Origin of the sequence: Hymenobacter sp. 102, assembly GCF_049949205.1 — a bacterium.
Lineage (GTDB): Bacteria > Bacteroidota > Bacteroidia > Cytophagales > Hymenobacteraceae > Hymenobacter.
In genome coordinates, this window is record NZ_CP188172.1 from 950,194 (window position 1) to 962,754 (window position 12,561).

The following is a 12,561-nucleotide window of genomic DNA, read 5'->3' on the forward strand; positions in this document are numbered from 1 at the left end:
AAACCCTGATTCCTCCCTACGGTCGGAACAACAACCGGCTAACCCTACCGGCGCTTGCGCTTCTTCGACGACAGGTATTCCTCGTCGTCGTCATCGTCATCACCGAAGTTGGGCATGGTGAACATGCTGCTTAGCAGGTCCTTGAACTGGGCACCGGCCGTGAGGCGGTTGCGCGAAATCAGGCTGTGCTCAGCCATGCCGTGCAGGGCAAACTCCATCCAGAAGTGCAGGTTTTCCTTGCTCAGCTCGGCGGGTACGCTCTGCTGCACCATGTCTTTCAGGCCCGGTACCACATCCAGCACCTTGCGGTAGTCCTCGTCCGAAGCATCGTGCAGCAGATCAATGGTGCGGGAGCCAAACCAGTCCTGCACCGGCTTGTAGGGGTTGGGCTTGTCCTTCTGCTTCTTGGTTTTCTCGGGGTCGGGGAAGTACTGCAGGAACTGGGTGCGTAGGGCTTTGCCCATCAGCTTCTCGGCCACGATGCCCGCGCCTTCCTGCTCGCCCTCGTACACCAGTTCCACCTTGCCCGTTACGGCCGGCACGGCCCCCAGGAAGTCGGCAATGCGCACGTAGGTGTGGTTTTCGCCGTTGAGCAGGGCCCGGCGCTCAGCAGCGGCAATTACCTGCTCGTAGGCCGAAATGGTAAGGCGGGCCGACACGCCCGACTTGGCATCCACAAACTCGGAGCCCCGGGCCTCAATGGCCACCTGCTCCACCAAGTCGTGCACCACGTCGTTGGTGGTGACCAGGCCGCGCTGCTCCTCCCGGATGCGGGCCTCCTGCTTGGTGATGCGCTTACCTATTTCGATGCTCTTGGGGTAGTGCGTGATAATCTGCGCGTCGATGCGGTCCTTCAGCGGCGTTACGATGGAGCCCCGGTTGGTGTAGTCCTCGGGGTTGGCCGTGAAAACGAACTGGATATCCAGCGGCAGCCGCACCTTGAAGCCGCGAATCTGGATGTCGCCTTCCTGCAGAATGTTGAACAGCGACACCTGAATCCGGGCCTGCAGGTCGGGCAGCTCGTTAATGACGAAAATGCCCCGGTGAGCCCGCGGAATCAGCCCGAAGTGAATTACCCGCTCGTCGGAGTACGGCAGCTTGAGGGTAGCGGCCTTGATGGGGTCGGCGTCGCCGATGAGGTCAGCCACCGATACGTCGGGGGTGGCCAGCTTCTCAGTGTACCGCTCGTCGCGGTGCAGCCAGCTGACGGGCGTATCGTCGCCTTTTTCCGCAATAAGGTTGCGGGCAAACACGCTCAGGGGCTGCAGCGGGTCGTCGTTCAGCTCGGAGCCGGCCACCACGGGCACATACTCATCCAGCAGGCCCACCAGCAGGCGGGCAATGCGGGTTTTGGCTTGCCCCCGCAGGCCTAGCAGGTTGATGTGGTGCCCGGCCAGAATAGCACGCTGCAGTTCCGGAATAACGGTTTCCTCGTAGCCGTAGATGCCAGGAAACACTTCCTGCTTCGATTTAAGACGTTGAATCAGATTGTCGCGCAGCTCCTGTTTTACGGAACGGGGCTGATAGCCAGACTGCTTCAAGGCACCCAAGGTGCGGATGTCGGGTTGAGTCATAGAAGGGGAGTGAATAAGCCGCAGCCACAGCACGTGGCGCGGCAGAAAAGGCCGGACCCGGCTTCGGGACGGATATTACTATAACCAGCAAGCCGGGCGGTTGGTTCGGCTTGGATTTCGGCGAGAAGCGTAAAAAATTACGGCTCTTACTTTGGCTTTGCTCCTAGCGCCTGTTCCAGCAAAGCAACAATTTCCGCTCCAGCTGAGGGTCTCGGGGCCGCGGAGCGCCAGATGCGGCCGTCGCGCCCGATGACCCAGTAATTGGGATAAACACTCACCCCGTAAGCTGACGCGGCTTGCATGGCAGCAGAATCAAGCAGGTGCACACTACTTGCACCGCCCAAGTTAAATTTGGTAACAGCGCGCTGCCAGTCCTCCGCTTTACGATCGACTGACACGTAGAGAAATACCACGTCGCGGCCCTGAAACTGCTTTTTTAATCGGGCACCTGCCGGCGCTTCGGCCAGGCAGGGCGCGCAGCTGCTATACCAAAAATCAAGATAGACGACCTTTCCCCGGAAATTGTGTAAGGACACTGACTTGCCAGTGAGGTCATGTAAGGTAAAATCCGGGGCAGAACTGCCGGCTTGCAGCCCCGCCGTAGTACGCCAAGCGTAACGCAGGTTCCGGGCCGTTGCTGAATCGTGGTTGTGAGCCCGGAAAACCGGCAGAAACGCCTGTACGGCCGGTCGGCTGGTTGCTGAGAAGTCGAACAACTGATTCGCTAACAACGCGCCAATTATCTGGTCGCGGAGCACATTATCCCCCACATCAGCTGTTGTGCGTGCGTACAACTGCGAGGCAGCATCGGGAGCAGCCGACAGCAGGCCGGCCGGATTCACCAGAAAGAAGTAGCGGTACGCTCCATTTAAGGATGCTACCGTTTGCAAGAAGGCGGGCCGGCAGGCATCAACACCTTCAGTGGGCCACGGCAATTTCCGCAAAAAATCGAAGTAACCAGCCGGCAATTCCGGTTCGTGCTTGGTAGTAGCCTTTAGATTATCGGTGTAGCGGAGCACCGACAGTCCGCGCTGCAACTCCAGCACCTGCCGCCGTAGCTGTATCAGATCAGCGGGCAGAGGCTGGCGGGAGTGCCAGGCGGCCAGCGTATCCAACTGCCGCTGACGATAGGCATCCACGAAGCCCAAAAACTCGGCGGGGCTGGCCGTGGCGTGTTGGTTTTCCGGTAATCCGGCAAAGTTGAAATCAAAGTGGCGCTGCGCCTGCACCAGATAGTTATTGGCATGAGCCCCACGCCCCCTGAACTGCAGCGTTTCGTTGAAATTCTGTCGGTCGGCGGCGAGTTCCAGCGAGTCGCCAGGCGACAGGTACACAATGAAGCCGTGCATGAGTTGAGCATCAAACCCGGCAGGTACGTTTGGCAACCGGAGCCGAAATGAGCCGTCTGGGGCCACGGCCACGGCATGTTTAGTGCGGTGGTCATATTGGGGCAGTTTCCGCCAGAGCCACACACTGTCGCCGGGTTGGGCATGGCGGATGGTACCCCGCAGTACCACCACCGAGGATGGCACCGGGGTTTCAGCAGGAGTAATGGATGCCGTTTGCTGGGTGACGCAGGCGCTTAATGCGCTCAGGAAAGCCGGTAGTAAATATTTCATCAGGATATATGGTAAAAACGAAAGCCGCCGAAGTAACGAAACTTCGGCGGCTTAGCTTGTAAGTGGCTTGTTAATTGAGCCGTTTGGCCCCTACAACGACTTGCGCCGGTTCTGTTTGTAGTCCTCAAAAATCAGGTGGCCCAGGCCTTTGAGGGAGCTGTAGTAGGCCTTGCCCTGATTTACTTCCGTGAATTCCTGCACGAAGCGCCGCAGATACGGGTCGTCGGCAATCATAAACGTGGTGATAGGCACTTTCAGCCGGCGGGCGGCGGCGGCCAGGTTCAGCGTGCGGTTCACCACCTTACGGTCCAAGCCAAACGAGTTTTTGTAATATCCGCCGGGCTCCTTCAGGCAGGTGGGCTTGCCGTCGGTAATCATGAAAATCTGCTTGTTGGCGGTTTTGCGCTTGCGCAGCAGATCCAGGGCCAGCTCCAGGCCAGCTACCGTGTTGGTGTGGTAGGGGCCCACCTGCAGATACGGCAGCTCCTTTACCTCAATCTGCCAGGCATCGTTGCCGAACACAATGACGTCGAGGAAATCCTTGGGGTACTTTTGCTTCACCAGCTCGGCCAGGGCCATAGCTACTTTTTTGGCGGGCGTGATGCGGTCCTCGCCGTACAGAATCATGGAGTGCGAGATGTCAATCATCAGCACGGTGCTGGTCTGGCTTTTGTGCTCGTTTTCGCGCACTTCCAGGTCGCCTTCCGTGAGCATAAAGCCCCCGTCGCCGAGGCCGTGGTTAAGCTGGGCGTTGCGGATGGACTCCGTCATCTGAATCTGCTCCAGCGAGTCGCCGAAGCGGAACTCGCGCATATCGGTGCTCAGCTCGTCGCCCTGCCCGGTATGGGGCGTGCGGTGGTTGCCGGTGCCCGATTTCTTGAGCTTACCGAAGATTTCCTCCAGGGCCGAGCGGCGGATGTTCTGCTCGCTTTTGGCCGTGATGTTGAACGCGCCGGGCTCCTGCTCATTCTCATCGATGTAGCCCTTCTTCTTCAGGTCCTCGATGAAGTCGCCCATCCCGTACTCGTCGTTGGTGAGGCCGTACTGCTTGTCCAGCTCATTAAGCCACTGCAGGGCCTCACTTACGTCGCCGCTGGTGATGGTAACCAGCTGCATAAATATTTTCAGAAGGGAGTCGAAGCCCGTATTACCCGACTCCTCGGGCACGAAGTCCCGGAAACGAAAGCCTGCCGACATAGTAGAAGGGGGAGTGAGTCAGTAGAACAACACAACGGGAGTTTTAGTTGTCTGGTAGCCCTGATTCCGATCCGGACACGCAATCCTTCCGACCATTTCCTTAACACCCAGCCGATGAAAGCCATCTGGAACAACACCGTCGTCGCCGAGAGCAACGACACCGTGGTAGTGGAAAACAACCACTACTTCCCCGCCGACTCCATCCATTCCGAGTTTTTTGAGGATAGCATTGCCCACACCACCTGCCCCTGGAAAGGCCGCGCCAGCTACCATTCCCTCCGCGTGAACGGAGAATTAAACAAAGATGCCGCTTGGTATTATCCTGATCCGAAGGAGGCAGCGGCGGCTATCAAGGGCCGGGTGGCGTTCTGGAAAGGAGTGCAGATTGTACCCTAGCCAACCCACCTGACCGACTGGCACCCGACCGTACCGGGGTACAGCAGCCGAATATGCAACCACAACTATTTAATCAATACATAATGGAAAAAATACAACTCAAACTATCTACATTGCGTTAGAAACTGCCAACCTCTCCCAGATGGATAGTTCGCCTCCGGTGAGTACCGAAGTGCAATGAATCTGCCTCTTCCCTAATTTTCTTATACCATGCGTATTTCCTCCTTACCTAGTTTGCTGCTGGCTACCGGCGTGGTGGCCGCCACGCTTTCCGCTTGCGACTCAACGCGGCAGGTAACCAGCGAATCTTCCTCCGATACGGTGCCCGCCGCTCCTACCGTGGATGAGAGCGACGTGAGTTTTAACCGTGAGGTAACCCAAGGCAACTACCGTTTTACGGTAAAAACCTTTGGCTCCCAGGAACCGCGCGTTGTGAGCATCCGCTCCTACCGGGGCTCAGCTCAAACCATTGATCCGCTACGGGTTGAGGTGACCGGAGCCGTTACCAACATTGCTTCCGGTGACCTGAACGGCAATGGCAAGCCCGAGCTGTACATCATGACCGACAACAAGAAAGCCAACGGTGGCCTGTACGCCTATGAGTTTGGGGAGCGGGGCTATACTCCCATAAACTTTCCCGGTACCCCCAGCGGTCAGGCAGGTATGGGCTACTCCGGCCAGGATATGTACCAGATCAGCGGTAACAAGCTGATTCGCACCTTCCCGGTGACGCCTACTGACAGCACCCAAACCGCCAGCCGCCGCAGCGTGGAATACACGTTGGACCCCAGCGGTAAGCTGGTAATGGGCCAGATGATGGATGCCCGCTAGCTCAGTGCTTAGCGTGTACAAAAAAGCCCCGCCGTGCGTACGGCGGGGCTTTTTTGTACACGCTAAGCAGTTGCCAGGCACTCCGATACCAGCAGCGAAGCGCTGACAGCGCTACTCAATCCATTTAAATTTGTATTCCAGCTTCGGCACAGGCATGCGGTCGGCTACGCGGCGCAGACGATTGGGCAGGGCCATAATGTATTCCCGGGCTTTTTCAGCGGGACCGTTCAGGCCAGTAATCTGGTCAATTTTCCAGTCCGCAATCAGGGTATCCAGAATATCGGTATAGTCGTGGCTGGTGTACACGCCCAGACGCTGGGCAGCATCGGTGAAGTGGCCGAAGGTTTTGCCGATATCCACGCCCATCTCACGCATGTAATGGGCGGGCATCACAATCTTCTTACGCATCATATCCTCAAAGGCCAGCATCATCTCAGAAGGGTCCACTTCGAAGATCTTTTCCACAAAGGTTTTGTACACGCGGGCGTGACGGGTTTCATCGCCGGCAATCATGCCGCAGATTTTGCTGAGCTGGTCCTCCCCTACCTTGCGGGCCAGAGTGCCCACACGGCGATGCGAGAGGTTGGTGGCCGTTTCCTGGTAGGAGGTATACACGAAAGCGCGGTACGGGTCGTGAGCGGTACCCAGATCAAAGCCATCGGCAATGAGATACTGCGTGCTCACCTCAAACTCGCGCATGTTCACACGGCCGGAAAGGTAGAGGTAGCGGTTGAGCAGGTCGCCGTGGCGGTTTTCCTCGGCCGTCCAGCCCCGGATCCACTGGGCCCAGCCGTTGTCAGGGTCCCGGTTCAGGTCGTCCAGCTCATGAAACCAGGCTTCATAGTTGGGCAGCGCCTCCTCGGTAATCGTATCACCGATAAGCACAGCCAGCAGATCATAGCTTAGTTCTTTGGCGCGCTCACGCAGCAGCTTCACTTCGTCGAAAAAGGTATCCAGGCGGGAATCGGGCAGAAAATCAGCGGGCTGCCAGCTGGCTTCCACGCTTTTAAGAAAAGAACCCATGTTTTCTTTCACGAAGCTTTCCATGTACTGGAGAACTTCGGAGCGTGAGGTGACGGAGGCGGTAATCATGGTGATGGGAGAAAAAGGGTACTAGCAACATCAAAGGTATACTACCCCTACCCTGGCATAGAGGGAATAAGTCCCGACTCAGCTACAAAATTTTGGCTTTCGAAGATGATTGCGGGAATTTTGCACGAAAAAGGTATGCATGCATAGCATTTTTCCGAGTTTGGTGGTTGGGCTGAGCCGGTACCAGCTGCATTAGCGGCTGTCCGGCCGGTCGCAGCAACGCCAGATGGCGGTTGAGCAGGGCCGCGCCCTCCGGAGAAAGCAGCCACGCCACATCTGGGCGCTTCCCCAGCCGCTGCAGGGCCTCAATGAAGCTGCGGGAGCCAGTGAGCTGCTGCCGGAGCGCGGGTTGCGAGGGGTGCAGGGTCTGCCAGCCCAACAGGGAAAGATGCTTGCGGGGTTTGACGGTGCGGAAAGCATGAATTGCCGGCGGGTGACCTTCCGTGAGGGGGCTTTGCGACTTGTAGGTGTCCTCCCACAGATCGGACACGACAATATCGGCCATGCCCGCCAGTTTGTATAGATCCTTCCGCCGCTGATAGCTGCGCTGCTGCTCCTGCGCCAGCACTTCGCTGCGGTGCCAGGTTTTGTAGCCGTACGGCAACGCGGCCACGGCCAGCACACCCAGCAGCATCGGTACGGCGCGGCGCGGCGCGGTTTCGCTGCGAAACACACAAAGCAGGTTGCCAATGACCCAGAAATCCAACAACGGCAGCGCCAGCCGGGGGGGCAGCTTCAGCACGAGGCCCAGGCCCAGCAGCAGCCCGGCGTAGCTTAGCTGCGCCAGCCAGAACCAGCGGCTGCCGAATTTCCTGCTCACTAGCACCCAGGTAGCCGCCAGCAGCAGCAGCAGCGGAAAATAGTTGCGCGAGAGCTGCTGCAGCAGCGTTAGGAGCTTATCGGGGGCCGTTTCCTCCAGGAAATACCCCGGTTGAAACGGCGCGACGCGGGCAAACAGCGGCTCATTCACCAGGGTGGAGTCTGGGAACATCCAGGCCCGGACTTCCGCTAACCCCAGGCTGTCGGCCGGCGGGAGTGCGCGCGCGGGCGGGGCCGTCAGTTGAAAGTCGTTGAGGTTGGATTTAAGCACATCGAGGCGGCGGAAGGTGGCGGCAGCGGGCGGCCACGTCAGGTTCAGCCAGAGCGCCCCCAACAGGGTCCATACAGCCGCGCCAGCCAACACCGGCAGCCCGCGCCGGCCCGCCAGCCACCATGCGCCGGGCGCGGTGGCCACCACCCCTAGTACCGCCGCGCTGGGCCGGATCAGCCAGCTCAGCCCGAAGGCCAGCAGCCCTACGAATAAGGCCCACCGTGCCGGAGCCCGTTGGGCAGTAAACAACACGCCTGCCCCAGCCAGCAGCAGTGGCACCCGCAGGTAGTTAAACCACAGGCCATGTTCCAGCCAGGCCACGCTCCAGAACAGCACCAGCGCCGCCACTACTGCCCCGCGGCCAGCGTGGGGGCGCAGTAACCGCCACAGCACGGCAAATACGCCCACACTCGCCGCGTACAGCAGCGCGTACAGCGTGAGGCCGTACCAGGGAACCGAAGGCTCGGTGGTGTACAGCCAACTCCAGGCCCAGGCAAACCCGTGGAAATACAGGTACAGGTCAGCAACCGGCGTAGCGGCCGTTTCGCCCCGGAGCAGGGCCACGATGGTCAGGTCATCGTTGGTTTCGAAAAAGCAGCCCAGCCCCGCCCCGCTGAGCAGCAGCAGCAGCAACGGCAACAGCAGAATAACCAGGCGACGACGCAGCATGGAGCGCAAGATAGTGAGGCGGTGACTGGCTGGCACGTCATGCAGAGCCGGAGGCCACGCCCCTCGCACGTCATCACCACTCACCGCCTCACTATCTTGCCCCGGTGATTCGACGATTAACCCGTTTGCCGGACTGGACGCTGCTGCTGGTATTAGCCGTAACGCTGGCCTATTTCTTTCTGACCCACGAAGGCCTCTACGCCCTCGACGACTATTACTATTCCCGCTACGCCCACCAGCTATTAACCGGTACCTTCCGGCTGGAGCCGGACCCGGAGGGACTGCTTCACGACCCGCTGAAGGAGCGGTATCTGATTTTCGGGCCGGTAGCCGCGTTTTTTCAGCTTTTCGGCCTGAATATCATGAGTGCCACGCTGTGGCCCCTGCTGGCTACGCTGGGGTGCGCGGGGCTGATCTGGCGGCTGTACCACCGCCGGGAACCGGTGGTGGCGGCTGGAGCCATGCTGCTGCTGGGGCTGCACTACTTCACGCTGAACCTCACCAACTACCTCTATCCCGATAATATTCTGATGTTCTGGTGCCTGGGCTGCGCGGCCGTGCTGCTGCGGGGCCGGGAGCCGGGCCGCCGCGCCGGGTGGTGGGGCGCAGGTTTCGCGCTGCTCAACTTTGCGGCCCTGCTCAGCAAGGAAACCATTGCCTATTACCTGCCTTTCTACCTCGGGGCGCTGGGGCTGGATGCGTGGCGGCGACGCCACGGCTGGTTCTGGCTCACGGCGCTGGGTACTGGGGCAGTGTTGCTGCTGGGGTATCTGGGCCTTTACTGGCACTATACCGGCGACGCACTCTACCGGATTCACTTGATTGAGCACACCAATGAGTTTCTTAAGGACGGTAACTTTCTGGCCGGCAACCGGGCAGCCCTGCTGGCCCGCATAACGTGGCAGCCGCTGGCTTTCTTTGTGGGGGCCGGGCTGGGGCTGATGCTGGTATTGGCTGGGCTGGCGGCCGGTGGTGACGGCAACCAGGCCCGGCGGACAGCTCCTGACCGTCGCTTCTGGCTGCTGCTGGCGGCCGTTACACTGGTAGTGTACTGGCTAGGCAGCACATCCCTCACCAGCTACAACCCCATCACGCTGCTGCCCCGCATGACTACGCCGCTACTGCCCCCACTGGCCCTGGCGGCCGGTTTCGGTGTGCGACGGGTGGTACAGGAGGGCGGCTGGCGACTATGGGCAGCCGGATTATTGCTGCTGGCACTGGCTGGCTGGCTGCACAATACCCTGGCCATTCTGTATGCGCTGCCAGGAGTGTGGCTGCTGGCGGTTGCCGGGGGCAGTCAGCGCCGGCAGTGGCCCACCTGGCTCCGGCCTGGCACGCCGGCCCTGGCAACAGCCACCGTGGCTGTACTGGGGCTGGCGCTGGCCATCCGGCCGGTGTATTTTATGCGCAAACCTTCTGTTTCAGCGCATTCGGAGCAGAACCGGCTTATCCGGCAGCAACTGCAAGGCCCGGCCCGCGGCACAGTGCTGGTGGATGACTACCTCATCGGCAACTACGATTTTTATTACGGCTTCCGCGTACCTACCGGACTGCAGTACCGCCGCTACTGGGCCCGCGACTCAGTGCGCCTCGCTCCCGGGGAGCACGCCTGGCTACTACTCAACCGCGCCACCCTCAGCAACGACGAACTCACCCGCAAACTCATCCGCTACTCCCCCGATTCGGTATTGAGCTGGTACCCGCGCCGCCGGCTGGTAGCCCAGGATGGCCGGGTGGAGCTGTATGAGGTGGAGCTGTGAGAGTTGAATTATGAGAGTTGAATTATGAATTATTCACCTCTCATAACTCATCTCTCACAGCTCCATCTCGCCGCCTGGCCCAGTACCCAGTCCAGCGGGCGCACGGCGCGGAGTTCCTGGAGCAACTGATACAGGTCGCGGGCTTCGGGAAGGTTGCGGTAGCGCACGGCCTGGCGTAATTCCCAGCGCACCCGTACGGCCAGGGCGGCCCGCTCGGCGGGGGTGCGGCACAGAGCGTGGGCTTTGCGGCAGACCCGGATGGTGGAGCGTAGGTATGGGTCGTGGGGGCGGTAGCCTTTGCTGGACATCGACTGTGGGTGCAGTCGCTTCTGGGTGGTTACCTCATCCAGAAACTGAAACTCCCAGTCGCGGCTGGCCCGCACCCAGAAGTCAAAGTCCTCATAGGCCAGCGTTTCATCGTAGCCGCCCAACTGTTCCAGCGTGGCCCGGCGCATGAGCATGGTGGGCGTGCTGATGAAGTAGCGGGCCAGCACCTCGGCAAACACTGGCCCGCTGGCCGGGCGCGGCTGCGGCTGCCCCTGGGCGTCGCGGCGGAAGTGGTGGCGCACGAAGTGGCCGGCTTCATCAATCAGCTCGGCATCAGAATACACCATTCCGCAGCGGGCACCGGCCCCGGCGAAGGCCGCCACCTGCCGGGTCACCCGCGCGGGCAGTAGCACATCATCGGTGGCGAAGTCAATGATAAACTCGCCCCGGGCTTCGCGGAAAGCGGAGTTAAAGGCCCGGCAATTGCCCACGTTGCGGGGTAGCAGCCGCAGGTGCCAGGCGGGGTGCGCGGCGGCGTAGCGGCGCAGGATATCGGGGCTGCCGTCGGTGCTGGCATCGTCCACCAGAAACACTTCCAGGTGCGGGTACGTCTGGGCCAGGATAGAATCCAGGGCCGGGACCAGAAACCGGGCGTGGTTGTGGCACAGAGCCACAATGGTAACGAGGGGCAAGTCGGGAGCAGGCATCAACTGGCAAGATACGCACGCTTGCCGGTCAGTATATCAGAGTGCCCGAATATCCTGGCGGAAGTACCACAGGCACCACCCCAGCAGCAGCCCATAGCGGACGGCCTGCGCCAGCGGTGCCCCCAGCAGCCCATAGTGCGGCAGCAGCAGCACAAGCAGGCCGCCCAGCACCACTGCCGAAGCCCCCTGCACCAGCACGTAGCGGCCCACCCGGGCCTGGGCCGTGAGCAGAAACAGCAGAATCCAGGTTAGCAGCTTCAGCCAATCGGCCAGCAGCTGCGGAGCCAGCAGGAAGCCAGCGGCGGCAAACCGGGGCTCAAACAGCAAGGGCAGCAGCCAGCCGCGCAGCAGCCAGAGCAGGCCCAGGCCCGCGGCCAGTACCGGGGCCAGCAGGGCCAGCACTGCGCGCACAAACCGGGCCCGCTCCCGGGGGCGGCCACTGAGCGCGGCCAGCCGGGGGTAGTACACGCTGCTCATCAGGGCCGAGAATACCATGGTATAGTTATCAGAGAGCTTGGCCACGGCCTGCCACAAATCGGTGGCGGCCAGCCCGAACTGCCGAATGAGCAGCTCCCGCAAGCTAAAATCCACGGCTTTGGAGAAGACCAGCACGCTCAGGGCCATCAGCAGAAACCGGCCCAGTCCCCGCAGCGCCACCCCGCTGACGGGGCCGCGCAGGGCAGGCAGCAAACCGGCCCGGGCAGCTACCCCGGCGGCCGGCAGCAGCGTGAGCCCCTGGGCCAGCAGATACGCCAGCAGTGCCGTGGCAACCGAACCGCCCAGGTACAGCACTGTGCCCACCGCAGCCGGCCCCAGCGCGCTCAGCAGCACCGTGAGGCCTACATAGGCCCGCAGCCGCCCGGCCGCCAGCAGCACCGTTACCACAAAGGCGTGTCCTACCAGCAACAGCAGCCCCAGCAGAAACAGCCCCACCCAGCCCTCGCCTGCCCCAAACACGCTTACCAATGGCCCAGGCAGCAGCAGCAGCAGCGCGGCACCCACCAGCACCGCCCCGCCGTTCAGCACCAGGCCGGCTCCCAGCCATACCCGGTAGCGGCCCGAGCCTGCCTGCAACGGGGCCAGGTATTTCACCGCGCCCACGTGTACCCCGTCGTTGGGGAGGGTAGTGAACAGGGCCATCAGGTTCTGAAAGTGGGCCAGCAGCGTAAGCCCCCCCGCGCCGCCGTACACGGCCAGCAGCTTGTTCAGAAGCAGAGCTCCGCCCGTGCGGGCACCCACGGCTACGGCCGAGCCCGCCGACCCGCGCAGAAACCGGCCAAGTACAGCGGCGCGGGGTTCAGGCTGAATGACGGGCGTAGGCATGGGCGGCAACGTAGCCAGGCCGCCCTGCAGTGGACG

10 protein-coding genes are annotated in these 12,561 nt (G+C 61.2%); 3 read left to right on the forward strand and 7 right to left on the reverse strand.

What is annotated here, in order from left to right; all coding sequences use genetic code 11:
* Positions 1 to 44: 44 nt before the first annotated feature.
* The 3 genes from ACN19L_RS04185 to ACN19L_RS04195 form a co-directional block, all read right to left on the reverse strand.
* Positions 45 to 1,574, reverse strand: coding sequence for a sigma 54-interacting transcriptional regulator (locus tag ACN19L_RS04185; RefSeq protein WP_426492285.1), 1,530 nt, complete (start codon positions 1,572 to 1,574; stop codon positions 45 to 47).
* Between the two features lie 146 nt (positions 1,575 to 1,720).
* On the reverse strand, positions 1,721 to 3,193 hold the full coding sequence (locus tag ACN19L_RS04190; protein ID WP_426492286.1) for a TlpA family protein disulfide reductase: 1,473 nt from the start codon (positions 3,191 to 3,193) through the stop codon (positions 1,721 to 1,723).
* 90 nt (positions 3,194 to 3,283) lie between these two features.
* Positions 3,284 to 4,390: a vWA domain-containing protein gene (locus tag ACN19L_RS04195; RefSeq protein WP_426492287.1), complete on the reverse strand. Its 1,107-nt coding sequence runs from the start codon at positions 4,388 to 4,390 to the stop codon at positions 3,284 to 3,286.
* Between the two features lie 114 nt (positions 4,391 to 4,504).
* Here ACN19L_RS04195 and ACN19L_RS04200 point away from each other — a divergent pair, with 114 nt between their 5' ends.
* Together ACN19L_RS04200 and ACN19L_RS04205 are read left to right on the forward strand one after the other, a co-directional pair.
* On the forward strand, positions 4,505 to 4,786 hold the full coding sequence (locus ACN19L_RS04200; RefSeq protein WP_426492288.1) for a DUF427 domain-containing protein: 282 nt from the start codon (positions 4,505 to 4,507) through the stop codon (positions 4,784 to 4,786).
* A gap of 210 nt (positions 4,787 to 4,996) precedes the next feature.
* On the forward strand, positions 4,997 to 5,617 hold the full coding sequence (locus ACN19L_RS04205) for a hypothetical protein (protein ID WP_426492289.1): 621 nt from the start codon (positions 4,997 to 4,999) through the stop codon (positions 5,615 to 5,617).
* A gap of 111 nt (positions 5,618 to 5,728) precedes the next feature.
* On the opposite strand, the gene ACN19L_RS04210 is transcribed toward ACN19L_RS04205, so the two are convergent.
* Positions 5,729 to 6,709 carry an acyl-ACP desaturase gene (locus tag ACN19L_RS04210; protein ID WP_426492290.1) on the reverse strand — a complete coding sequence of 327 codons (981 nt, stop codon included), beginning with the start codon at positions 6,707 to 6,709 and terminating at the stop codon, positions 5,729 to 5,731.
* Positions 6,710 to 6,791: 82 nt separating this feature from the next.
* Positions 6,792 to 8,468: a hypothetical protein gene (locus ACN19L_RS04215; protein WP_426492291.1), complete on the reverse strand. Its 1,677-nt coding sequence runs from the start codon at positions 8,466 to 8,468 to the stop codon at positions 6,792 to 6,794.
* Positions 8,469 to 8,572: 104 nt separating this feature from the next.
* On the opposite strand from ACN19L_RS04215, the gene ACN19L_RS04220 reads away from it, so the two are divergent.
* Positions 8,573 to 10,228 (forward strand): ArnT family glycosyltransferase, encoded by a 1,656-nt coding sequence (locus ACN19L_RS04220; RefSeq protein WP_426492292.1) that lies wholly within the window; start codon positions 8,573 to 8,575, stop codon positions 10,226 to 10,228.
* 47 nt (positions 10,229 to 10,275) lie between these two features.
* Here the strand turns inward: ACN19L_RS04220 and ACN19L_RS04225 are convergent, their stop codons facing one another.
* Both ACN19L_RS04225 and ACN19L_RS04230 read right to left on the reverse strand, forming a co-directional pair.
* On the reverse strand, positions 10,276 to 11,202 hold the full coding sequence (locus tag ACN19L_RS04225; protein WP_426492293.1) for a glycosyltransferase family 2 protein: 927 nt from the start codon (positions 11,200 to 11,202) through the stop codon (positions 10,276 to 10,278).
* A 36-nt stretch (positions 11,203 to 11,238) separates the two neighbouring features.
* On the reverse strand, positions 11,239 to 12,525 hold the full coding sequence (locus tag ACN19L_RS04230; RefSeq protein WP_426492294.1) for a hypothetical protein: 1,287 nt from the start codon (positions 12,523 to 12,525) through the stop codon (positions 11,239 to 11,241).
* Positions 12,526 to 12,561 lie beyond the last annotated feature (36 nt).